At 42.7% G+C, this 23,469-nt stretch carries 19 protein-coding genes; 11 read left to right on the top strand and 8 right to left on the bottom strand.

The window, feature by feature from the left end; translation table 11 throughout:
- Nucleotides 1-52: 52 nt before the first annotated feature.
- The 4 genes from ABIB39_RS06520 to ABIB39_RS06535 all read right to left on the bottom strand — a co-directional run bounded on the left by ABIB39_RS06520 (nt 53) and on the right by ABIB39_RS06535 (nt 5,065).
- On the bottom strand, nt 53-1,324 hold the full coding sequence (locus ABIB39_RS06520; protein ID WP_354428344.1) for a metallophosphoesterase: 1,272 nt from the start codon (nt 1,322-1,324) through the stop codon (nt 53-55).
- Between the two features lie 26 nt (nt 1,325-1,350).
- Entirely contained in the window at nt 1,351-2,850 is a 1,500-nt protein-coding gene (locus ABIB39_RS06525) for a sigma 54-interacting transcriptional regulator (protein WP_354428345.1), read from the bottom strand.
- 114 nt (nt 2,851-2,964) lie between these two features.
- Complete coding sequence (locus ABIB39_RS06530) at nt 2,965-4,065, bottom strand: vWA domain-containing protein (protein ID WP_354428346.1); 1,101 nt, start codon at nt 4,063-4,065, stop codon at nt 2,965-2,967.
- Nucleotides 4,066-4,186: 121 nt separating this feature from the next.
- Nucleotides 4,187-5,065, bottom strand: coding sequence for a carbohydrate kinase family protein (locus tag ABIB39_RS06535; RefSeq protein ID WP_354428348.1), 879 nt, complete (start codon nt 5,063-5,065; stop codon nt 4,187-4,189).
- 242 nt (nt 5,066-5,307) lie between these two features.
- Here ABIB39_RS06535 and ABIB39_RS06540 point away from each other — a divergent pair, with 242 nt between their 5' ends.
- The 4 genes from ABIB39_RS06540 to ABIB39_RS06555 all read left to right on the top strand — a co-directional run bounded on the left by ABIB39_RS06540 (nt 5,308) and on the right by ABIB39_RS06555 (nt 10,987).
- Entirely contained in the window at nt 5,308-5,730 is a 423-nt protein-coding gene (locus ABIB39_RS06540) for a YybH family protein (protein WP_354428350.1), read from the top strand.
- Between the two features lie 141 nt (nt 5,731-5,871).
- Nucleotides 5,872-5,994 (top strand): hypothetical protein, encoded by a 123-nt coding sequence (locus ABIB39_RS06545; RefSeq protein ID WP_354428351.1) that lies wholly within the window; start codon nt 5,872-5,874, stop codon nt 5,992-5,994.
- 47 nt (nt 5,995-6,041) lie between these two features.
- Nucleotides 6,042-6,869, top strand: coding sequence for an SGNH/GDSL hydrolase family protein (locus ABIB39_RS06550; protein ID WP_354428352.1), 828 nt, complete (start codon nt 6,042-6,044; stop codon nt 6,867-6,869).
- A gap of 296 nt (nt 6,870-7,165) precedes the next feature.
- Nucleotides 7,166-10,987: a two-component regulator propeller domain-containing protein gene (locus tag ABIB39_RS06555; RefSeq protein ID WP_354428354.1), complete on the top strand. Its 3,822-nt coding sequence runs from the start codon at nt 7,166-7,168 to the stop codon at nt 10,985-10,987.
- Here ABIB39_RS06555 and ABIB39_RS06560 read toward each other — a convergent pair.
- The 3 genes from ABIB39_RS06560 to hemW all read right to left on the bottom strand — a co-directional run bounded on the left by ABIB39_RS06560 (nt 10,984) and on the right by hemW (nt 14,001).
- Nucleotides 10,984-11,865 carry a cupin-like domain-containing protein gene (locus ABIB39_RS06560; protein ID WP_354428356.1) on the bottom strand — a complete coding sequence of 294 codons (882 nt, stop codon included), beginning with the start codon at nt 11,863-11,865 and terminating at the stop codon, nt 10,984-10,986. The genes ABIB39_RS06555 and ABIB39_RS06560 overlap by 4 nt on opposite strands.
- 356 nt (nt 11,866-12,221) lie before the next feature.
- Nucleotides 12,222-12,770 carry a fasciclin domain-containing protein gene (locus ABIB39_RS06565; protein WP_354428358.1) on the bottom strand — a complete coding sequence of 183 codons (549 nt, stop codon included), beginning with the start codon at nt 12,768-12,770 and terminating at the stop codon, nt 12,222-12,224.
- A 109-nt stretch (nt 12,771-12,879) separates the two neighbouring features.
- Nucleotides 12,880-14,001 (bottom strand): radical SAM family heme chaperone HemW, encoded by a 1,122-nt coding sequence (hemW, locus tag ABIB39_RS06570; RefSeq protein WP_354428360.1) that lies wholly within the window; start codon nt 13,999-14,001, stop codon nt 12,880-12,882.
- 124 nt (nt 14,002-14,125) lie between these two features.
- Here hemW and ABIB39_RS06575 point away from each other — a divergent pair, with 124 nt between their 5' ends.
- The 7 genes from ABIB39_RS06575 to porN all read left to right on the top strand — a co-directional run bounded on the left by ABIB39_RS06575 (nt 14,126) and on the right by porN (nt 21,373).
- Nucleotides 14,126-14,572: a DUF1569 domain-containing protein gene (locus tag ABIB39_RS06575; protein WP_354428362.1), complete on the top strand. Its 447-nt coding sequence runs from the start codon at nt 14,126-14,128 to the stop codon at nt 14,570-14,572.
- 73 nt (nt 14,573-14,645) lie between these two features.
- The gene (locus ABIB39_RS06580) at nt 14,646-15,632 is read left to right on the top strand and encodes a DUF4271 domain-containing protein (RefSeq protein ID WP_354428364.1); all 987 of its coding nucleotides are present in this window, start codon (nt 14,646-14,648) and stop codon (nt 15,630-15,632) included.
- An 8-nt stretch (nt 15,633-15,640) separates the two neighbouring features.
- Entirely contained in the window at nt 15,641-16,405 is a 765-nt protein-coding gene (locus ABIB39_RS06585; RefSeq protein WP_354428366.1) for a uroporphyrinogen-III synthase, read from the top strand.
- Nucleotides 16,406-16,663: 258 nt separating this feature from the next.
- Entirely contained in the window at nt 16,664-17,992 is a 1,329-nt protein-coding gene (porK, locus tag ABIB39_RS06590; protein WP_354428368.1) for a T9SS ring complex lipoprotein PorK/GldK, read from the top strand.
- A gap of 43 nt (nt 17,993-18,035) precedes the next feature.
- Nucleotides 18,036-18,845: a type IX secretion system motor protein PorL/GldL gene (gene porL, locus ABIB39_RS06595; protein ID WP_354428369.1), complete on the top strand. Its 810-nt coding sequence runs from the start codon at nt 18,036-18,038 to the stop codon at nt 18,843-18,845.
- A 34-nt stretch (nt 18,846-18,879) separates the two neighbouring features.
- Nucleotides 18,880-20,397 (top strand): type IX secretion system motor protein PorM/GldM, encoded by a 1,518-nt coding sequence (porM, locus tag ABIB39_RS06600; RefSeq protein WP_354428371.1) that lies wholly within the window; start codon nt 18,880-18,882, stop codon nt 20,395-20,397.
- A gap of 7 nt (nt 20,398-20,404) precedes the next feature.
- On the top strand, nt 20,405-21,373 hold the full coding sequence (gene porN / locus ABIB39_RS06605; protein WP_354428372.1) for a type IX secretion system ring subunit PorN/GldN: 969 nt from the start codon (nt 20,405-20,407) through the stop codon (nt 21,371-21,373).
- Between the two features lie 200 nt (nt 21,374-21,573).
- On the opposite strand, the gene uvrC is transcribed toward porN, so the two are convergent.
- On the bottom strand, nt 21,574-23,397 hold the full coding sequence (gene uvrC, locus ABIB39_RS06610) for an excinuclease ABC subunit UvrC (protein ID WP_354428374.1): 1,824 nt from the start codon (nt 23,395-23,397) through the stop codon (nt 21,574-21,576).
- Nucleotides 23,398-23,469 lie beyond the last annotated feature (72 nt).

Consider the following 23,469-nt stretch of genomic DNA (forward strand, 5'->3'; position numbering starts at 1 on the left):
CTAAAATACGGCAATGCAGGTGAAAAAGGAATAATTATTTATTGAAGTGGTGCTATGCTTTCAACGCCGGGTCATCGCCGGCTTTTAGGGTGAACACGGTTATCTCGGGCAGCATACCTATCCTGCCGGGGTAGCCTAAAAAGCCGTAGCCAACGTTTACATAGATCTGCTGGTGTTTTTCGCGGTACAGGCCTGCCCATTCGCTGTAAACATATTCAATAGGGCTCCATTGAATATCCGGTGTGCGTACGCCAAACTGCATGCCATGTGTATGGCCGCTAAACATTACATCGATCTGCGGGTATTTTGGGATAACCTCGGCGCGCCAGTGCGATGGATCGTGAGATAATAAAAGTTTAACAGGCAGGTCGTCGGTCCCTTTTACGGCCTCTTCCATTTTGCCGTATTTAGGGAAGCGGCTCATTGCGCCCCAGTTGCCAATGCCTAAAATGCCCAGTTCGGCACCGTCAATTTTAAGGCGGCGATGCTCATCTGTCAGCAGGTCCCAACCCAAGGTTTTGTGTGCCTGATGCATATCGTGCAAGTTTTTAGCTTTATCGGCAGGGGTGGCCCATTTGCCATAATCGCCGTAATCGTGGTTGCCTAATATAGAATAAACGCCCAAAGGTGCTTTTACTTTTTTAAACACGTCCATAACCCGGTTCACTTCTGATGATTGGCCGTTAACCAGGTCGCCGGTAAAAAATATTACATCGGTTTTTTGGTTTAGCAACATTTGCACGCCACCCTGCATGTTGTGCACGCTATGGAAACTGCCCGAGTGGATATCAGAGATCTGCCCTATGCGCATCCCGTCAAAGGCTTTTGGCAGGTTAGGCAGGTAAAGGTCTACGTTGAGTACATGGTAATCATATAAGCCCTTGCTCATGTTGTGCTTGATGAGATAAAGCGGCACAGCGCCAGCCAATATCCCGGCCTTCATCAAAAACTCCGACCGCGGGATGGTCTTAAAACCGTTATCCTTTTCAGGATCTGGCGCGGTTTTGTTTTTGCGGATGAGGTAAATGATAAACCTGCGCAGGTCATCAACGGCGATGAACAGCACATAAAATATCTTGAATATGAATGTAATAAAAAACAGGAACAAGAACGCCCCGCGTACCCCAACCGGCATTTTGCTGTAAATACTTAACAGCAAAATAGTGATCAGGAACAAAGAGCTAAACCAGTAGAAGCCTAAAAACCACCTTTTACGGGTAAATTGCTTTTTAATAAAGGCAGTTTGGATTCCCCGTAAAATGTAGTAGTCTATGATAATAAGTACAAGCGGTACAAGTATAAAATATAGGGCGTTTCCCTGCATCACGTTTAAGCTGGTGTATAAAAAAGTTAGTAACGGTCGTCGATGTCAAGGTCATCTTCGTCCGGCTCTAAGTTAAACAAGCTGTTGAACATATCCGAAAAAGCAAACCCATTATCTAAAAAGCCTTTACTCAGCTGCGAAAACTCGGCCAAACCATGCAGGATAAATTCCATAAGCAGTAGTGTTTGGTTTTCGCTCAGTTTTGGATGGAACTTTTTCACCACATCGTTTAATCCCGGTACTGCGTTAAGCGATTTTTTATAATCCACTAACGACAGGTCATCAATCAACGATAAGGTATTGCCATCACTAAACCAGTTAATGATCTCGGCATACGGGTTTGGTGTTTTTGCTTTCTTGGATTTCTCCGGGTCGGGGAAAAATTGCAGCAGCAATGTTTTAATGGCTTTGCCGATAAGGATGTTTGCCACCTTGCCCGGGCCTTCCAGCTCGCCTTCGTAAACCAACTCAATTTTACCCGTGATGGCAGGGATGACACCAAGGAAATCGGAAATCCGGACGAAAGTGCTTTTCTCACCATTAATGATCATTCGACGCTCGGCGTTACTGATCAGGTTCTCGTATGAAGAAATGGTTAATCGCGCAGATACCCCCGATTTTTTATCAATGTATTCGGAGTTACGTGCTTCAAAAGCGATCTGCTCTACCATGTCCTTTACTAAACCATCAGCTTCAATTGTGCTGCGTTGCTCATCACTAAGTAAAGCCTCCTGCTGGGTTATCTTGCGCGAGATCTCTACCGTGCGCGGGTAGTGGGTAAGTATCTGGCTTTCTATACGGTCTTTAAGTGGCGTTACTATCGAACCACGGTTGGTATAGTCTTCCGGGTTGGCGGTGAAAACAAACTGGATATCCAACGGTAAACGCAGTTTAAAACCACGGATCTGGATATCGCGCTCCTGCAAAATATTGAACAGCGATACCTGGATGCGCGCCTGCAGATCGGGCAGTTCGTTTATCACGAAGATCCCCCTGTGTGCACGCGGAATCAATCCAAAGTGAATAACACGCTCGTCGGAGTAGGTAAGTTTCATGGTGGCGGCCTTAATCGGGTCAACATCGCCAATTAGATCGGCGACGGTAACATCCGGCGTAGCCAGTTTTTCGGTATAACGTTCGCTGCGGTGGATCCAGCCAATAGGGGTATCATCACCTTTGCTTTCTACCGTGCTGTGGCCAAACCAGCTGATGGGCGCCAAAGGGTCGTCAAATAACTCTGATCCTTCGATGTACGGCACATATTCGTCCAGCAGGTTTACCAGCAAACGCGCGATACGGGTTTTTGCCTGTCCGCGTAAGCCTAATAATAATATGTTGTGGCGCGATAGGATGGCGGTCTGCAGATCTGGGATAACCGTATCCTCGAAACCAATAATGCCTTCAAAACCACCTTCTTTTTGCTGTAACTGTTTAATTAAGTTAGCCCTCAACTCATCCTTAACCGAACGGCTCTTGTAACCGCTTTTCTTAAGCTCACCAAGGGTTTTTATATTTTTTGTATCCATGTTGTTTATTTTGTCCGAAAGTCCGCAAGTCGGAAAGTCCGGGATATATTCTGTTGTATTTATTTAATGTCGCTTCTTTCGGACTTTCGGTCATTCCGACTTCCTGTCTTGAACCTACTTCACATTCTTCCTTCTGTTCTTGGCGTAATCTTCAAAAATGTACTCGCCAAGGTTGTTTAAAGAACTGTAGAAAGCCTTGCCGCCATTAGTCTCGGTAAATTGGCGAACGAACTGCTGCAGGTAAGGGTCTTTAGCTATCATAAACGTGGTGATAGGTATTTTAAGCCGTTTGCATTGCGCGGCCATATTAAGCGTTTTGTTCACCACCTTTCTATCCAACCCAATGCTGTTTTTATAATACTTGGTGCCTTCCTTTAAGCAGGTAGGCTTACCATCGGTTATCATAAATATTTGCTTGTTGTGCGTTTTACGGCGGCGAAGCAGATCGGTAGCCAGCTCCAGCCCCGCGTAAGTATTGGTATGGTACGGGCCTACTTGCAAATAAGGCAAATCCTGCAAAGTTATAGGCCAGGCATCATTACCGAACACCACAATATCCAATGTGTCTTTAGGATACTTGGTGCGGATAAGTTCGGCCAGGGCCATCGCCACCTTTTTGGCGGGGGTTATCCTGTCTTCGCCATAAAGGATCATGGAATGCGAGATATCTATCATCAGCACGGTAGAAGTAAGGGTTTTGTAATCCATCTCCTCCACTTCCAGGTCGCGCTCGGTCATCATAAAATCGCCGCCAATGCCGTGGTTAACCTGCGCATTTTGGATAGATTGCGTCATGTCTATCTGGTCCAGGCTGTCGCCAAACTCAAACTCGCGGCGTCCGGCATTTTTTTCATCGCCCTGCCCGCTTTGCGGCGAACGGTGGTTACCCTTTCCAGATTTTTTAAGCTTGCCAAAGATCTCCTCTAACGCCGAAGTTCGGATGCTTTGCTCTGTTTTGGCCGTAATATTGAACTCGCCGCTTTTGTTATCCTCATTCAGGTACCCCTTTTGCTTTAGCTCGTCAATAAAATCGCCCATGCCGTATTCATCATTGGTGATGTTGTACTGCTTATCCAACTCGTTAAGCCACGATAAAGCCTCCCCGGCATCACCGGCGGTGTAGTTCAATAATTCCAGGAATAGTTTTAGTAATTCTTCAAATCCGCCTTTCGGGATCTGGTCTGGTTTAAACTCTGAAAATCCAAAACCACGCATATGTTACCCTTTCGTATGAGTATAAAGTAACGGATTATTTAAGCTAAAAGTTTGAACGCGCGCCAAATTAGCGCAATTGTTAACTAAGCATGACAATACATCCCTAAACTGCTTTGGTAGTTTAGCTTTTTTTAATCCTAACGATCTCGTCCTGGTTATAAACCGGGTTTGCACCGCGTTTGCTGGTTACGTACGCGCCAATAGCACAAGCATTCAGCAATATTTTGGGGATGGGTTTATTAGCGATAAGCCCTTCAATAAAGGTAGCCAGAAAAGCATCGCCGGCACCAACGGTATCGGCAACATCAACGGTAAAGCCCGGGTGTTCAAAAAACTCATAATCGTGCCAAATAATGGCCCCGTGTTCGCCGCGGGTTACGCAGATGGTTTTGGTATGATACTTTTTCTGAAACTCGGTTATCTTGCTTTTAAGGTCGCCGGTACCGCCCCCAATAAGCAGGTCGGCCTCTTCCTCGTTCATTTTTATTACGTTGGCGCGGGCCGCAAGGGTCTCTATTGTTGCCAGAGTGTAGTGCGGGTGGCGCAGGTTTACATCAAATATTTTGGTAGCGTCCGTTTCGTCGAGCAAGTTAAGCAGGGTATCGTGCGTGGTTTTTTCGCGGCAGGCCAGGCTGCCAAACACAATAATAGACGCATCCTTACCGCCATCTTTAAGATTATTATCCAATTGGATTTTGTCCCATGATACCGGTTGTGGGATGATGTAGGTAGCCTGGTTTTTATCGTCGAGCTCCACAGTAACCTCACAAGTTGGCAGGTTATTATCTCTTTGGATCATAGGCGAGTACAGGCCGTTGTCTTTCAAAAATTTCACCAGTTCATCGCCCGAAGCATCGCTCCCAACACGGCTGGCAAAAGAAACGTTAACATGCTGCTGCACCAGGTGCCTTGCAACATTCATTGGCGCGCCGCCTGGTTTCTTTTCATCACCAAAGGCATCCCATAAAACTTCACCAAAGCACAAAACCTTATTCTTCATATAATAGTGGAACAGTAAGGCGGTAAAGCTAAAAAGGATTTATGGTAAAGCATGTTAAATTTTTAATAATACGTTGTAACATTTGTTAACAATTGTTTAACACAAAGGTGTAGTATGCATTGGTTGTTCACCTGAACAATAGTGTGGTGAAGCTTATAAATCATCTACCTGCAAAGCCCTTGGTGCAAATCAAAATCCCCCTAAACCTTTTAAATCTGCTAAATCCCGGTTATATTTAGGCTATGAAAAAGTTCCTCCTAATTTGTTACCTGCTTGTTGTTATCTGCTTTGTTGTTAACGCGCAGGATAAGCAGGCGATAGTGAAACTGATGCACGATCAGCAAGTTGCCTGGAGCAACGGCGACCTGGATGGTTTTATGCAGGGATACTGGAAGTCGGATTCGCTAATGTTTATTGGCAAGCGTGGGCCAACCTACGGCTGGCAGCAAACGCTTGACGGCTACAAAAAAGGCTACCCTGATAAGGCGGCTATGGGCAAGCTTACTTTCAGAATTGATAAGGTACAACTTCTCAGCAATACCGACGCCTTTGTAATGGGTGCCTGGAGCCTTGCCCGCGAAAAAGATGCCCCCGGTGGTTACTTTACCCTCTGGTTTAGAAAGATAAACGGAGCGTGGAAAATAGTTTGCGACCATACAAGTTAGGGGAATGTTAGAATTACATTGGGCAACTGGATTGGAGGTTTGCTACGCATAATTGGGGTATGCGTACTTTATTTGCTTGGACACATTGGGAAATTTTTCCAACCGTCAGCGGTCGCATATTCATTCAGAACTATTTATAGGATGGATTATGATAAAAACGATAGCTATAAACGAATGATGGAGCGTGCCGGGCAGCAAATTGTGGGCGCAATGTTTATAGGGTTTGCGATATTGATTTGTGTGGCATTATTCGTCGTGCATTAAATCCAGACAAGCGTATATTTTTTAATTTGTTATCTACATTATGCATTATGAAAAAGCTCTTTACCCTCATAATTCTCATCATCATAACCACCTCTTTTGCCCCGCAAAAGCAACTTACCTGGACGGCAATCGGTGATTCGATAACTTACATGAACGGCAGGCCGGAACTCTCCAAAAATCGGATCTCGAGAGGGTATATGGATGATGTGGTAGATAAGTTGCCCTATGTGAAGTATGTAAATAACGGGCACTCCGGCTGGACAGCGAAAGGCATCGCCGACAATATTAATAATCTCGGCCTGGTGAAATCGGATGTTTACTCGGTGTTCCTGGGCACTAACGATTGGTGGACAGGCTTGCCTATAGGTACCTTAAGCGATTATCAAAATAACACGGGAAGCAAAACGGCGTATGGCTCTTACCGGATCATTATCGATAAGATTCGAAGTTTGAATGATAAGGGTATGATAATTTTAATGACGCCATTACACCGTACTGATTATGTGGACTTGAATAGCCCCGCGGTTTTCCTGCATGGAGATTACAAGGATAAGGACGGCGTTTACCTGTCGCAATATGCAGATGCCGTTAAGGTTATCGCGACAGCAGAACATTTAAAACTGGCAGACCTGTATTATAAAAGCGGAATTACTACCGAGAATGCTGTTAAGTACCGCCGCCTGCGCGATCCTAAAACCAAGGAGTATAAAAACTACAATTACCCGGAGTACACTACTATCCCCTATAACCCCGCTACCGACGACTACCCATACCCGGTAGAAGCTATGAACATGACCTACGACGGCCTGCACCCTTCAGACCAGGGGCACCGCATAATAGCGGATATGTTGATTAGGATAATGAAGTATTATTAAGCAAAGGAATGCGGCGAAATTTGCCCACAGGCTGAATATTATTTTATCTTCTTCGCAAATAGTTTCTTCCAAACTCGTGTTGATATTTTAAACTGACTCGCCCAATAAGCATTATTATCTCGTGCTTTTCTTCTAATTAAGAAACATTATAAATTTCGCTAAAGCGCTTAATTTGAAACATTTGTTTTTGAATTACCGTAAACGTTTCAGCCAATATAGTCCAATTTAAAGCATAGCCGGTTCAATTAAATGTGGCAAATACTTAATATGTTTAATATTTTTCTGACCTATTATTAATGACCATATCATTTTTGCGAAAACTGCCTGCATTTGCTTTTAGTGTTTCCATTTTTCTCTTTTTAATACCCACTGATATTTATGGACAATATCAAAATGCTTATAAATCATCGTTAACCATCAGCGAGGGCCTTTCGCACAGCAACGTTAAATTTTTATTGAAAGATAAAACCGGCTTTATGTGGTTTGCCACAGATGACGGACTAAATAAGTACGACGGCTACTCATTTAAAATATATCGCCATAATGCAAATGATAATAGCAGCTTAAAAGCAAACAACATTAATGTTTTATACGAGGACAAAGCGGGCCACTTATTAGTAGGTACAGGCGGCGGCGGCTTAAGCATTTATGATAAAAATAACGACTCCTTTGATAACCTCAGTGCTAATAAAAATGATGAAACTACTCTTTCAAATGACGATATAACGAGCATATGCCAGGACAAAAAAGGCAATATTTGGATCGGGACTTACTCCGGGTTAAATTTATATAACATAAAAACTAAAAAGTTTAGGCGCTATTTCTATGAAAAAAACAAAGATTATTTTCCGGATCGCCACATTTATTCAATAGCTGAGGCACAGGACGGAAAACTATGGTTGGGCACAGAGGGGGGGCTAATTTTATTTGATTATAAAAATAATAAGCATACGAAATTCACGCATAGCGGTGGCGACGCTAATAGTTTGGGTAGTAACCACATTCGGTTTTTGCTAACAAAAAACAATGGCGACTTATGGATTGCTACAGCTGACGAAGGAATAGATCTTTTTAACGCAAAAAAACAATCATTTAATCATTACAGCCACCGCGCAGGTAACAACAACACAATTGTAAATAACTCCGTTTTTAGCCTAACTGATGCGGGCGATAATAAAATGTGGGTGGCCACCGAAGAAGGGTTAGAGCTCTTCAACGAGAGCGAACAAGCCTTTGAGCATAAATACAACAGGTTTAATAATACAGTAAATTCCATCAATTACGTATTGGATGTTGACAGAACACTTTGGGTTGGCACATTCGAAACCGGAGTTATAAAATACGACAATAATATCCCTTCTTTTTTGCAGTTTTCTAATCAAAAAAGTTTGCCAGATGCACTTACTAATAACCATGTTTTAAGTTTTGCAGAGGCCGGTAATGATATTTGGATAGGCACCGATGGCGGCGGATTGCATTTTTTAGATAAATTAACACAGAAGATAACGCATGACAATGCTGGCGTAACCGGGCAAAAGGTTCTTTCGATGTTAAAAGATGATCATAAGGTTTGGTTAGGAACGTATGGGGATGGGCTTGATCTGCTGGGAGATAAAACTCACAGGATAGCTCACTACAGAAAAGGAAGTTCACAAAGGGATCTTAGCAGCAACGTAGTTTTCGCGTTGCTAAAAGATGACGCCGGTGATATTTGGGTGGGCCTTGATGAAGGCGGTATAAACATAATTCATAAAGGCATCGTGAACGAGCGCTTTAATTATAATATCAAAGACACCGTAAATAGTTTAAGTAATGATGATGTACGGGCAATTTACAGGGATAGAGGCAACCATATTTGGGTAGGCACTTATGATGGATTGAACTTATACAACCCGCACAGTAAAACCTTTAAACATTTTAAAGTGTACAATTCAGGGTTAACCAATAATACTATTGCTGATATTTTTGAAGATAGCAAGGGGAACTTGTGGGTGGGTACCATAGGCGGGGGGCTTAATTTTTACAACCGTAAAACTCAAAAGTTTGAGGGCTATCGTTTTGTGGATGGCTCGGTTTATTCCATTATAAATAGCATCACCGAAGATAAAAATGGTTTTATATGGGTTAGCACTACAAACGGGTTAGTACGCTTTAAGCCTGGCAACTCAGACTTTAGGCATTTTACAATACTTAACGGATTGCAAGGCCCCGAGTTTTCTAAAGGTGCAAGCCTTGTTACCCAAAATGGCAAATTGTTGTTTGGTGGCCTTAATGGTTTTAATATTATAGATCCCGATTTTCTTCCTGTAAATCACATTGTGCCAAAAGTGGTAATAAGCGGGTTCCAGTTATTTAACAGAAATACCGGGATAGGTAAAAAATCGCCGTTAAGTAAAGCCATTTCACAAACATCGGAGGTGAAGCTGAACTATCAGCAATCTGTTTTCACAATAGAATACACCGCGCTCAACTTTACGCTGCCATCCTTAAATCAATATGCTTATAGGCTTAATGGCTTTGAAAAAGATTGGAACTATTTGGGTGCACAACGGAAGGCTACTTATACTAATTTAGATCCGGGCGACTATATATTTGAAGTAAAGGCTGCCAATAACGATGGTATCTGGAACAATAACCCGATGCAATTGAAGATTACAATTATTGCCCCGTTTTGGAAGACCTGGTGGTTTAAGGTGCTTGTTTGTGTACTAATGCTCGCCGTATTATACGGGTATTACAAATTTCGTGTACACGATATACAAGCTACAAAATTGAAGCTGGAGAGTGTAGTTAAACAACGAACCGCCGAAATAGCAAAACAAGCAGAAGAACTCCAGGATCAATCTGAAGAATTAACCGCAATTAACGAAGAATTGCAAGCCCAATCTGAAGAGCTTAGAAACCAGCGTGAACAGGAATTGGAAGCAAGGATGGAGGCAGAAAGGGCTAATAAAGCGAAAAGCATATTTTTAGCCACCATGAGCCACGAAATAAGGACCCCAATGAACGGGGTTATGGGAATGGCATCCCTGCTTTGCGAAACTAACCTTGACCCGGAGCAAAGGGAGTATGCCGATACCATCCGCATAAGTGGCGAAAGCTTGATCAATGTGATCAACGATATTCTTGATTTTTCAAAGATAGAATCGGGAGAAATGGTTTTAGATAATCACGAATTTGATTTGCATCAATGTATCGAAGAAGTTTTAAAATTATTTAGCGGGCAGGCAGCCAAACAAAATATTAAGTTGTTATGCAATTTGGAGGGCGCTATACCCGGTAAGATAATCAGCGATAAATTGCGGTTAAAACAGGTGTTAATAAACTTAATAGGTAATTCTGTTAAGTTTACAAAAGTTGGCCAGGTGTGTGTGAATGTAAAGCTCCTTAATATGGAAGCCGATCAGTTAAAGCTTTTATTTGAAGTAGTGGATACCGGTATTGGTATTTCTACAGAAAAATTATCTCGTTTGTTTAAGCCATTTTCGCAGGGCGATTCATCTACTACCCGCAAATATGGCGGTACGGGATTAGGCCTTGTTATTTGCGAGAGGCTTGTTGAGTTGTTAGGCGGGTCAATGAAGATTGAAAGTACAATAAGTACCGGCACTACGGTAATTTTTAGCACAGCGTGCAAAGTAAACCAAGTACAGTCAATAAGCCACATTGATCCCATTGTTCCCGATCCGAAACCGATAACCGCGGAGTTCGCTTTAAAATTCCCAATGAAAATTTTGGTTGCAGAGGATAATATAATCAACCAAAAAGTTATAAAGCAAGTGCTTAACAAATTTGGCTACCAACCATTTATTGTAAATAACGGACGCGAGGCTTTCGACATTGCTCAGCTTGAAAAATTTGACTTGATTTTAATGGATGTACAAATGCCAGAAATGGATGGCTTAGAGGCAACCCGGAAAATTAGACGCGAAGGGGTTGATCAACCAATAATAATAGCTATGACAGCCAGCGCAATGCCGGAAGACAAGATAGATTGCTTAGATGCTGGGATGAACTATTTTATGTCTAAGCCAATAGGTTTTGCAGAATTGATGACAAATCTCGAAAAGTCATTCAAAGACAATTTAAGCGATAGCACCACCAAAAATAGGTCTTAATAAGGTTTCCCTGCTGCAAGTTCCTGCTCGGCCCATTTAATGGCAATGTGCTCGCGGTATTTGGCGTACTTTTCTTTGAATGCCATTTTTAGCAAGCTATCTATACCGCCTTTAACAGCAAGATTGTAAATGCTTGCAGCTTTGCGGGTAATGGATGCATCCCAGGCACGTAAACTCAACGAGTAGGAGCCATCAATATACTTCATCCAATGCCAGTAGCCGGTAGGCATAAACAGGGTGTCGCCATGTTCCAGGAACACCTCGGTGCCTTCTACACCTTCAAGGGCAGGGAATTTTTTGGTATCAGGGTTTAATACATCATAATCCTCAAGCGCATAAGTCGCATTGGGGATACAGTATAACCGGCGTTTCCACTTATTTTCGAACAATATTACGTGCTTGCGGCCGCCGAAATGGGTATGGAAGATGTGCGGAAGATCAATATCGTAATGTAAAAACGTAACGGAGTTTGAGCCACCAAAAAACATAGATGGCATGCTTTCCAGAAAACCACCCATCAGGTCTTTCGGGAATACAATATCATCCAGTAGTTGCGGTGCTTGTTTAAATATATTGAAGAAAAAGATGCGCAGTTCTGTCGGTTGCGATTTTATAAGGTCGATATAATCATCAAAGGGCATCTCTGCAGCCGATGAGTTGATAGGCTTTGATGGGTCGGCTTTTGAGTTATCGTATAAAGGGACTACCTTTTTGCCAACAACCTCTTTGAGGTATTCGGGCGTCCATTTATCGCGGGCGGGCCAGCTTTTGGTCATGCCTTTAATAACCAGCGGGCGGCGCGGGTCCAGGTAATTTTTCTTAAAATCTTCGGGGCTTATGTTATCAACAGTATCTATCGGGTGCAGTATAAAGCTCATATCTCTAAATATCGGATTTTTATCAATAGCTGTATTAGGACGCAACTATCACCATAAAGTTATCAAAATAACAAAATAAAAACCGTGGTACTGTTAAACGCAGGTAAATTTATAAACCTACTTGGGCTGGCCGGCAGCTAAAGTCTTATCTGCACGTTTAATGGCAAGCTTTTCTTTCCAGTCCATATATTTAGAATGCTAATTGTGATTTGGTAACTGACAAAAAAGAAGCCCGGCGCTTTTGCAACCGGGCTTTCATAGGCAGTATAAATAAGTTGCAGTTAGGAGTTTACAGTTTTGCATTCTCGCCTCACACATCTACTTAGGCTAACTGCTTACCACTAACTGCCAACTCATTAGTTTGGCATCAACACAGTGTTCACTACGTGGATAACACCGTTGCTTTGGTTAACATCGGCAATGGTTACCCAGCTTTTGCCACCTTTTTCGTCAACAAGGTATATTTTTTTACCATCCATCATGGCTTTTAAAACGCCGCCGCTAACAGTAGTTAACTCGGCAGTACCATTACCAGCTTTGATTTTAGCTGCTAATTGCGCTGCGCTCCATTTACCTGCTACTACGTGGTAGGTTAAGATTTTTGTAAGTGTTGCTTTGTTCTCTGGTTTTACCAAAGTTTCAACAGTGCCTTTTGGCAATTTGTCAAAAGCTTCATTTGTTGGTGCAAACACGGTGAACGGGCCTGCAGATTGCAAAGTTTCTACTAAACCCGCGGCTTTAACAGCAGCAACCAATGTGGTATGGTCTTTAGAGTTTACAGCGTTTTCTACAATGTTTTTTGTTGGGTACATTGCTGCGCCACCAACCATTTTAGTTTGAGCATTTGCATTTGGGGCTATTGCTATAGCTGCTAAAGCAAAGGCCGCGATGATTAATTTTTTCATGTTTTTTAGGTGTAATTATTTGAAAGAAGATACGCCGTAAAATTGCAGGCGGTTTTAATTGCAGGATATAATTCCAACAACCATTCGCTATTGCTAAGTTTTTTGAATGTTAAAAGAATAATGCCGCCGCTATGTTATCTGCGTATAATTTGCCGTGCGGGGTAAGGGTAAGTACAGTGCCATTTTGGGCGATGCTGCCATCGTCAAAATATGGCCTGGCGGCCTTTAAAACATCGTTTTTAGCGCCGGATGCAATGCAATCAAGCTTGTCCAGGTCCATGCCCCAAATGGTGCGGAGCGCGGTCATGATATACTCGTTCAATCGGTTGGTTTCCGTCAGGATCTCCACTTCGGCGGGGATAGTGTTTTCTACTAAGCTTTTAATGTACTTAGTGTTATTAGCTATATTCCATTGGCGGGTATCGCCATTAAAAGAATGTGCCGATGGGCCGATTCCCAGGTATTTTACACCCCGCCAGTAATTGGAATTATGGCGCGAATATTGGCCGGATTTGCAAAAGTTCGAGATCTCGTACTGCTCAAACCCGTTGCTTTCCATGGCATCCAGCATTATGGTGAACTGCCCGGCGCTTTGAGCCTCGCTCATGGGTTGCTGCTTTTTTTTGCTGATGAAGGTAGCCAGCGCGGTTTGCGGCTCAACCGTCATGCTATAGGCAGATACATGGGGGATGCCCAGTTCAAATACCTTATTTAGGTTGTGTTTCCATTTTACATCGGTAAGCATGGGATAGCCATATATCAGGTCGACAGTAATGTTTTCAAACCCTGCATCCTGTGCCCGCTTTACCGATGCTTCGGCTTCGTTGGCGCGGTGCACACGGTTCATCCATTGCAGGTCCTCATCAAAAAACGACTGGATGCCAATGCTGAACCTATTTACCGGCGTATGCCTGAAGGCGTTTATTTTTTGCTGGTCCAGGTCATCGGGGTTGGCCTCGAGGGTTATCTCCGCATCTGCCGATACGGTGTGCAACTCGGTAATGATATTGATAATGCGGATGATCTCATCCGCAGAAAGCACCGACGGCGTACCGCCACCAAAATAAATGGTTTCGATGGTTTCGTTATTGAGGTAGCCTTTTTGAAGGGCTATTTCCTTTAAAAGCGCATCCACCATCTCGTCCTTGTACTTAGCCGATGTGCTGAAATGGAAATCGCAGTAATGGCAGGCTTGCTTGCAAAAAGGGATGTGGATGTAAATACCGGCCATGCCGCAAAGATAAGTAATTCTGTTTTGTACGATGATTGGCGCATTTGCCCCGTTAAGTTGTCATAATAACCCCCGTGGATATTGTGGGGAGTGCTTAAGTTTGCTTAACTTACACCAACGGATAATGAAAACTATATTTGACAAACTCACCCGCGACGGTTTGATAGATCGTATCAACAGCTTAACCGAGGACACCAAAGCTGAATGGGGCAAAATGAATGCCTATCAAATGGTGAGACATTGTGCTTTGTACGAGGAGATGATGCTCGGAAAAACGCAATTTAAACGAGCCATCATCGGCTATATATTTGGCAAAATAGCGCTAAGATCATTAACCAAAGATGAGAGCCCACTTAGTAAAAGTACCCCAACAGTTCCGGCCCTTGTAGAGGCATCAACCACCGGCGATTTCTTCGCGGCCAAAAAATATTGGATAGCACTGTTAGAAGAATATGGCAATTCGACTAACACAAGTATTACGCACCCCTTTTTCGGGAAGATAGAGAAAGAGCAAATTGGCTATTTGGTTTATAAACACAGCGACCATCACCTAAGGCAATTTGCTAAGTAGTTGAAATTTCGCATGCTTTAGCCTAACCGCTTTTATTTGCCTAAATTTGCCGCCATACACGGGTTATATTTACATGCGCTGGTTTATTTGTTTGGTATTTATGGTTGTTACAGGATGCACTGCTGCTTACGCGCAGGCCGATTCGGTACAAAAGCCTGCAGATAGCGTCCGCATACGCTCAAGGTTTAAAGGCCCGTTGCCATTTTTAGATTCGGTTGCGCATGCTACAGCGGCACGTGAAAAATTCGAGTCGGACTCCCTTGCGATGTTATATGTTCAGGCACCAGATCCTAACCGCCCCAACATGTTCGTGGATAGCATTTTAAAAGCCAATGCTTACAAAGGCGACCTGTATTTTAGCTTATCTACCAAAGCGAGAAGTAAGCAGGGATATGGGCACACAAGGCCATCGCGCGATATTTGGGTTATTGCCATTATTATCATTTTGTTATTATTTGCATCGGGCTTAAACATATTCTCCAGCAAGGATATGAGCAACGTTTTCCAATCGTTTTATAACCGAAAAAGCAGCACCCAGGCAGGAAAGGAGGATAGCCCCATAAACTTTTGGACATTTGTAGGTTTGTTCCTGCTATTTGGTTTTACCTGCGGCCTGTTCCTTTATTTGTTAACCACAGGTTATTATAAAGTTTATTATACAATTGCCGGTTTCCAGCTTTTTGCAACCCTCTCGTTTGTTATTATAGCGCTGTTTGCCAGTAAGTTCCTGGTATTAAAGTTCTTAGGCTTTGTGTTTGATATCAATAAGTTAGTGTCCGAATATATCTCGGCCTTATCACTTACATATTTTAATATAACCTTTGTTTTTTTACCCGTAGCGCTATGTTTCAGCCTTATAGCCGATAAATTTATTCCCTTTTTACTGGTACTTACATTACTATTTGTGATAGTGATATTTATATGGCAGTACTTGCGTAGCAGCGTAAGTATTATTTCAAATTTTCGATTTCATAAATTTTATTTATTTGTCTATCTTTGTGCCCTTGAAATTTGCCCCATATTAATATTGATTAAGGCACTTAATATAGGATTTAGGTAGAATTAAACATGGCATTGGAAGATAGAAAGAAAAAGGTTAAAAGCATATTAGTTACGCTGCCGAAACCCGAGAATGATAAAAATCCCTATGCTGAATTAGCTAAAAAGCTTAATTTAAAAATTGATTTTAGGTCGTTTATCCACGTAGAAGGTGTGCCTGCTAAGGATTTCCGTAAGGAAAAAATTAACTTGGCCGATTTTACCGCCGTTATATTTACCAGCCGTAACTCCGCAGACCATTTCTTTCGTATTTGCGAGGAGATGCGCTTTGAGGTTCCGGTAGAAATGAAATATTTCTGCCTGTCTGAAACCATCGCCCTTTACCTCCAAAAATACATCCAATACCGTAAGCGGAAAATATTTTTTGGTAAACAAACCGCCGCCGACCTGGCCGAGGTTTTAAAGAAACATGCTGCCGAAAAATTCCTGTACCCCTGCTCTGACGTAGCGGCCGAAGAAACCCAAAAGTTCTTATTAGATAACGGTTATAACTTTACACCCGCTGTGCTTTTCCGCACTGTATGCAGCGATCTAAGCGACCTTGCCGAAGTGTTTTATGATGTTATAGCGTTCTTTAGCCCGTCAAGTATCCAGTCGTTGTACAAAAACTTCCCCAATTTTAAGCAGAATAATACCCGTATAGCAGCTTTTGGCGCAACTACACATAAGGCTGTTTTAGAGGCCGGACTGATCCTGGATATCCCCGCACCTACACCTGCCGCACCCTCCATGACCATGGCGATAGACCAATACGTTAAGCAAGCCAACAAATAATTAAAATTTAACAGTTGCCAAACCGCAACATTTTTCAGAATAGCCCGTATAACGGTGAAAGTATTTATGTAATAACGAAATATTTTTTATCGTACTCTTTGATGTACTATCGAAATCGAAGGGCGTTTTTTTTAACTATTAGCATTGTTTATTAGATTTTAAAAACATTTTTTCTGTTTGGTTACTGTAAAAGTGATATATTCGGGGGTACGTTCTGTTACATAGGATTAATAGATATTGACTGATTTTGGATACAAAATGAAACAAGTATACTTTTTAATAATAGTTTTGGCCGGTACTATATTAACCGGATGCGGGATAGGTGGCGGCGGTGGTGCTTCAAGTGGCGAGGTTATAGGGGTTAAGCAACGTTCTTTCAGGGCAACAACTCCCCTTAACATGGTTTATATTAAGGGTGGTACGTTTTTAATGGGTCAAACAGATCAGGATGTAACATTTGCACAAACAGCACAAACCAAACAAGTTACAGTTCCTCCGTTTTTTATGGATGAAACGGAGATCTCTAATACCAAATACAAGCAGTTTGTATTTTGGGTGCGAGATTCTATTGCTATAACCAACTACTTAAACGATACAAAATATTACTATCAGCCTAAAAAAGGCGCAGCTGCAGATCCAAACGGCAGGAAATACATCAACTGGAAATATGTTGAGAACAACCCGGTATTTAGTACACGTGGCAAAAACGCCTCGGCGAACCAACAAAAATTACAAGGACTTTACTACCAGGGCGATGACCGTGTGTTTGACCGTAACGAGATAGACGTACGTATGTTAAAATACAACTACGCGTTATTTACACTGCGCGATGCATCAAACTATCGTAACGATAAAACAAAAAAACGTTCTGATTTCATTTTACGCGATACCGTAGGCGTTTACCCGGATACATTGGTTTGGCTTAACGATTTCTCGTATGCAGCCAATGAGCCAATGGTTGAGGGTTATTTTTCTCACCCTGCTTACCGTAACTACCCGGTTGTGGGTGTTACCTGGCGCCAGGCCCGTGCATTTACTGCATGGCGCACACGGTTAAGCGATGGTGCTAAAGACAAGCGCCACATCCCGCACAATCAACCATTTGCATTACCAAACGATGCTGAATTTGAATATGCAGCACGTGGCGGCAGGATAGGAACCGACTACCCCTGGGGCGGCCCTTACATTAAAAATGCCAAAGGATGTTTGATGGCCAACTTTAAGCCGGGCCGTGGTAATTATACTGATGATGGCGGTGCTTACACAGTTAACGTAAGATCATACTTCCCTAACGATTACGGTTTGTACAACATGGCCGGTAACGTTGCCGAGTGGACCTCATCTGCTTACGATGAATCTGCATCAACATTTGTGCATGACCTTGCGCCAACATTTGATTACGAAGCAAAAGCGAGCGACCCCGAAGTACTAAAACGTAAAGTTGTACGCGGCGGCTCTTGGAAAGATATCGGTTACTTCCTTCAAAACTCAACCAGTACTTTCGAGTACCAGGACACCGCGAAATCGTATATCGGTTTCCGCTGTGTAACCCCATTCCTTGGTCGCGATATCAAGGACAAACGCTAATTCAAAACAAACTAACAAATACAAATCATCTTTACTAAAGTTTATGGCTGGTAAAAAGAAACCTTTCGGAATTGGGAATATTATATCAATTGGAGCTACAGTTGTTATAATTGGGTTGCTGTTTAAAATTCAACACTGGAAGTTCGCTTCAGAATTTATAACACTTGGATTAGGTACTGAGGCTATATTGTTTTTTATCCTCGGTTTACAACGAGAAGATAAAGACGTGGATTGGGTACGTGTATATCCCGAATTGAATGAAGATTTTTCTGGCGAATTGCCAAAATCGTCTTCAAGGCCTGCTATATCTGGTGGCGACAGTTTTTCAAACACTGCTGCTTTAGACAAAATGCTGTCTGACGCTAAAATAGGCCCCGAGCTTATTGGCAGCTTAGGCGAAGGCTTGCGCACATTTGGTGATAAGGTTAACGCCATTTCAAGGGTGACCGATGCAGGTGATGCTACAATTGCTTTTACAAACAAAGTAAAACAGGCAACTGCAAGCTACGATGGTTTAAGCAATGCTTTTGAGAAAGCGTCTGCTAATTTAAATGAAATGGCAGGCACTAACATCGATTCTAAAGCTTACCATGATCAGGTTACTAACCTGGCTAAAAACCTTTCATCGTTAAACGCGGTGTACGAACTGGAGTTGCAAGACTCGAGCGCGCACTTAAAAGCGATGAACAGCTTCTACAAAAACCTGTCGTTAACAATGAATAACTTTAACGAATCGTTAGACGATTCTAAACAGTTTAAAGATGAGGTTGGCCGTTTAGCTAAAAACCTTGCGTCATTGAATTCGGTGTATGGTAACATGCTTACAGCAATGAACCAGCCAAGGGTTAACTAACATATTAAGTATACCAACACAGATAATATAAAGCATGGCCGGAGGTAAAGAAACCCCAAGACAGCGGATGATAGGTATACTGTACCTGGTACTATTAGGGCTTATAGCCTTAAACGTACCGGACAGCCTACTGGACTCGTTCAAGAATATCACAAACAGCTTAGACCAATCGCGCGTAAACGTTACTACCGGTTTAGATAATACCTACTCGGCATTTGTGGCAACAAAGGTTAAAGAGCAACCCGAAAAAGCAAATAAACTTTTAGCTACTGCTAAAGAGGCAACTAAGGTCTCTGCTGAACTTAACGGGTATATTGAAGAACTCAAGAAAGAGTTAGTTGAAAAAGGTGGTGGTATAAACCCCGAGATCAATGACGTTAATGCGAGAGAAAGCCTTGACATATCATCAGAAGTGATGATAAACGATAAAAAAGCCGATGTGTTAAAGCAAAAAATTGAAGCTACAAAGGCTAAACTGATCGGGTTGTTAGGTAAAGATGGTGCGGGTGTTAATTTTTCATTAAATGCAAACGATCCACCAAAACGTCCTGGCTATCCATCTAAAACCTTCCAAACCGGTTATTTTGGAGAAGGCATCCCGTTAGGTGCTGCTTTAACCACTTTAGCAAAAATACAGGCAGATAATAAAAACGCCGAGAATGAAGTAGTTAAAAAGATATTAGGGAAAGTTGACCAGGCACAGGTAACCTTAAACGAGTTTAGGGCAGTGGTAGTACCATCGAGCAATTATGTGCTATCTGGCCAGCAATATAAAGCAGATATCTATTTAACCGCTTACGATTCTAAGTCTGATCCTACAATTACTGTAGGTGGTTCTGCTGTACCAACTACAAACGGTGTTGGTACTTATACTACAACTGCAAGCGGCGAAGGTGTCAGGAATTGGACAGGTAAATTGTTTGTTAAACAAGTAGACGGACCACCAAAATCTTATGATATTAATGGTAGCTATATGGTTGCAAAACCATCGGCAGTGGTGTCTCCTGATAAAATGAATGTATTGTACATTGGTGTACCAAACCCATTGTCGGTTTCGGCACCAGGCGTACCCAAAGAAAGTATAAAAGTAAGCATGAGCGGTGGCTCGGTATCTGGTTCAGGCGGGCACTATACAGCAAATGTAACTTCGCCGGGTGTTGCTAAAGTTACCGTACTGGGCGATAAAGGCATGGTATTAGGCGCGATGGATTTCCGTGTAAAACGGATCCCGGATCCTAAAGCGATGTTTGCCGGCAAAAGCGGTGGTAAAACCAGTGCTGCCAATATCCGTGCGCAAGACAGGCTTTTTGCAAAATTGGATAACTTTGAGTTCGACGCTAAATTCAACGTTACCAGGTTTAACTTAATTATTATCAAACCACGCCAGGATGCTGTTAGCTTAACAACCACGGGTGGCGAGTTATCTGGCGCAATGCGCTCTGCTATGAACGGTGTTACGCCGGGCACTACCGTTGTATTCCAGGATATAGTTGCTGTAGGCCCCGATGGCACACAGCGCGGGCTTGACCCGATAATACTATTGGCTAATTAAGAAGATTATGAAAACAAGATTTTTGATCATTGTACTTTGCCTTGCTTGCAGCGCTTCATTCGCTCAAACCAAAAAAAGAACAACCAAAAAAGCCGGGACAAGGGCAAGGACAACAGCCCCTGTTACTTTGCGTGTTAACCCTGATAGACAGGCGACAGGCACAAATTTAACGGCTGTTGATACTAACAGGAAAAAACCTTTTGACCGCCCGATGGATGGTTATTACAAGAAAAACAATATCCTTAGTGCAAAGGTAACCCCTTATGCTAACCTGCGCGAAGCTGATGTAATGTTTGCAAAACGTGTGTGGCGAGAGATTGACCTTCGCGAGAAGATGAACCAATATCTTGGCTCGCCAAAAGGCAGGCTGATAGATGTGTTAATGAATGCTATCGATCTTGGTGAACTTACAGCCTATGACCCATCGCCCACTAAAGATGACCCTAACGGTGATAGCTTTAGCAGGCCTTTAGGTGTAGGGCAGGCACGTGCCCGCATGGCAGATAGCTCGGTGGTAGATAAGTTTGATAAAGACGGTAACAAAATAGGATCAACGATCCAGGCAGGTGAATTTAACCCGGATAGCGTTGTTAAGTTCCGCATTAAAGAGGATTGGTATTTTGACAGGCAGCGTTCTGTATTTGAACCACGTATCATTGGTATCGCACCACTTTATAAACCTAAAGCAGCAGGTTTAGAGTTGGATTACCAACCGGCTTTTTGGATCTACTTTGATGAAGCAAGGAAAGTATTGGCAGTTAAAGAAGCGGTTAGCCGTAACAATGATGCAACAGGCTTAAGCTTTGACGATTGCTTTGTGAAGCGTATTTTTACCAGCTACATTGTGAAACAATCAAACGATAAAGACGAACGCATACGCGATTACGCGCAAGGTATTGATAAGCTTTATGAGTCTGAAAGGATCAAAAAAACCATACTTGATTATGAACTTAATCTTTGGAAATACAGCGAGTAATTTAGCATGAAAATATTGAAGCCCGTATGCGTTTGCATATGGGCTTTTTTTATGTCTCAGTGCTTCCTTGTAATCCTACTGACCCTTAATTGGAACGTGGCGTAGCAATCCCCGGTTTACACAGTCGCTGATGTTTCTATCGAAGATTGCCCGACGTCGCCATCTCTACTCGCGACGACGTGTTAATTGCATGTATGACCTTATTGCAAACCCGTCACATCACTAACCGATGGATTAAAGTACTGTGTAATAGATTTAGCCTGCTTCAAATTTACCACCTCCTGCAACTCGGTTTCAGTTGCTTCGCGGATTTTTTTCACGGATTTGAAGTATTTCAAAAGCTTGTCGGCGGTGGTTGTACCTATGCCGGGTATTAGTTCAAGTTCGGTGGCTAAGGTGCCTTTGTCCCGTTTTTTACGGTGAGCGGTAATACCAAAACGGTGGGCCTCGTCGCGCAACTGCTGGATCACTTTAAGCGTTTCAGATCGTTTGTCAAGGTATAGCGGATATTGGTCGCCGGGATAGTATAGTTCTTCCAAACGTTTGGCAATGCCTATAACGGTTACCTGTTTATCTATACCCAGTAACCTCAAGCTTTTCATCGCTGATGATAGCTGGCCTTTACCACCATCAATGATGATGAGTTGTGGTAGCTCGGTACCCTCATCAAGCATGCGGCGGTAGCGGCGGTGCACGGCCTCTTCCATAGTGGCAAAGTCATCAGGACCGACAACGGTTTTTACATTGAAAAAGCGGTAATCTTTTTTTGATGGTTTACCATCCTTAAACACTACAATGGCCGATACCGGATACGCACCCTGGAAGTTGGAGTTGTCAAAACATTCTATATGGCGAGGCAGGGTGTTCATCCGCAGGTCCTTCATCATCAACGTAAGCAGGCGGTCCACGCGAACATCGGGGTTCAGCCTTTCGTACTGGTCTATCTTTTCCTTTTTGAAGAACATCACATTCTTTTGCGACAGATCTAATAACTTGCGTTTCTCGCCCAGTTTAGGCACCGTAAATTTTAGCTTCTCATCTTCTACATCGATATTAAAAGGGACGATGATCTCTTTAGAAGTGCTGTTATATCTGGTCCTGAACTCGGTTATAGCGATGCTTAACAATTCCTCGTCGGTTTCGTCAAGGCGTTTTTTAAGTTCGATAGTTTGGGTTTGAGTGATGGTGCCGTTCATCACTTTCAGGAAGTTTACAAACGCATATTTCTCCTCGGATGCAATGCTAAACACATCCACATCGGTGATAGAAGAATTTACCACAGTAGATTTGCTTTGGTAGTTCTCCAGCAGATCTTGTTTACGTTTTAAACGATGGGCCAGCTCGAAGTTAAGCTCGCTTACCGCTTTGTCCAGGTCGCTTTTTAAGCCACGTACAACGTTGCCTATCTTCCCGTTGAGCACGTCGGTTATCTCGCCAATATTATTGTCGTAGTCGGCCTCAGATTGGAAATCCTGACAAGGGCCTTTGCAGTTGCCTAACTGATATTCCAGACAAACTTTAAACTTGCCTTTTTCGATATTCTCGCGGGTAAGGTTAAGGCTGCAGGTACGCAGGGCATAAGTTTCTTTTATCAGCCCCAAAATGGTATGCATCATACTTACAGAGGCATAAGGGCCAAGGTATTTGGAGCCATCCTTAATGATGCGGCGGGTCCAGAATATGCGGGGATAGTTCTCGTTCTTGATAATGATCCAGGGGTAGGTTTTATCATCCTTCAGCATCACATTATAGCGGGGCTGATGCTTCTTGATCATGCTGTTTTCCAGCAGCCAGGCATCCACCTCGGTATCTACAATAGTGAAAGTGATGTTACGGATCTTGGAAACAAGCACCCGCGTTTTGGCATTTATTTGGGTGTCTTTATTAAAGTACGAACCCACACGGTTACGCAGGTCTTTTGCCTTACCAATATAAATGAGCTGTTTTTCGCTGTCCCAATATTGATATACACCCGGTTTGTGCGGTATATTTTTTAAAGCTTCCTTGTAATCGAATTTCTCCATCTTTTGTTGAAAGGTTGGAACGTTTTAAGGTTGTAATGTTGAATCAATCATAAAGACAACCTTTAAACCTTA

It is taken from the genome of Mucilaginibacter sp. UYP27 (assembly GCF_040547175.1).
Classification (GTDB): Bacteria; Bacteroidota; Bacteroidia; order Sphingobacteriales; family Sphingobacteriaceae; genus Mucilaginibacter.

Bases quoted from the DNA above. Each gene is read 5' to 3' on its own strand.
- ABIB39_RS06520 (WP_354428344.1), bottom strand. From the start codon at position 1,324: ATGCAGGGAAACGCCCTATATTTTATACTTGTACCGCTTGTACTTATT.
- ABIB39_RS06525 (WP_354428345.1), bottom strand. From the start codon at position 2,850: ATGGATACAAAAAATATAAAAACCCTTGGTGAGCTTAAGAAAAGCGGT.
- ABIB39_RS06530 (WP_354428346.1), bottom strand. From the start codon at position 4,065: ATGCGTGGTTTTGGATTTTCAGAGTTTAAACCAGACCAGATCCCGAAA.
- ABIB39_RS06535 (WP_354428348.1), bottom strand. From the start codon at position 5,065: ATGAAGAATAAGGTTTTGTGCTTTGGTGAAGTTTTATGGGATGCCTTT.
- ABIB39_RS06540 (WP_354428350.1), top strand. From the start codon at position 5,308: ATGAAAAAGTTCCTCCTAATTTGTTACCTGCTTGTTGTTATCTGCTTT.
- ABIB39_RS06545 (WP_354428351.1), top strand. From the start codon at position 5,872: ATGGATTATGATAAAAACGATAGCTATAAACGAATGATGGAGCGTGCC.
- ABIB39_RS06550 (WP_354428352.1), top strand. From the start codon at position 6,042: ATGAAAAAGCTCTTTACCCTCATAATTCTCATCATCATAACCACCTCT.
- ABIB39_RS06555 (WP_354428354.1), top strand. From the start codon at position 7,166: ATGACCATATCATTTTTGCGAAAACTGCCTGCATTTGCTTTTAGTGTT.
- ABIB39_RS06560 (WP_354428356.1), bottom strand. From the start codon at position 11,865: ATGAGCTTTATACTGCACCCGATAGATACTGTTGATAACATAAGCCCC.
- ABIB39_RS06565 (WP_354428358.1), bottom strand. From the start codon at position 12,770: ATGAAAAAATTAATCATCGCGGCCTTTGCTTTAGCAGCTATAGCAATA.
- hemW (WP_354428360.1), bottom strand. From the start codon at position 14,001: ATGGCCGGTATTTACATCCACATCCCTTTTTGCAAGCAAGCCTGCCAT.
- ABIB39_RS06575 (WP_354428362.1), top strand. From the start codon at position 14,126: ATGAAAACTATATTTGACAAACTCACCCGCGACGGTTTGATAGATCGT.
- ABIB39_RS06580 (WP_354428364.1), top strand. From the start codon at position 14,646: ATGCGCTGGTTTATTTGTTTGGTATTTATGGTTGTTACAGGATGCACT.
- ABIB39_RS06585 (WP_354428366.1), top strand. From the start codon at position 15,641: ATGGCATTGGAAGATAGAAAGAAAAAGGTTAAAAGCATATTAGTTACG.
- porK (WP_354428368.1), top strand. From the start codon at position 16,664: ATGAAACAAGTATACTTTTTAATAATAGTTTTGGCCGGTACTATATTA.
- porL (WP_354428369.1), top strand. From the start codon at position 18,036: ATGGCTGGTAAAAAGAAACCTTTCGGAATTGGGAATATTATATCAATT.
- porM (WP_354428371.1), top strand. From the start codon at position 18,880: ATGGCCGGAGGTAAAGAAACCCCAAGACAGCGGATGATAGGTATACTG.
- porN (WP_354428372.1), top strand. From the start codon at position 20,405: ATGAAAACAAGATTTTTGATCATTGTACTTTGCCTTGCTTGCAGCGCT.
- uvrC (WP_354428374.1), bottom strand. From the start codon at position 23,397: ATGGAGAAATTCGATTACAAGGAAGCTTTAAAAAATATACCGCACAAA.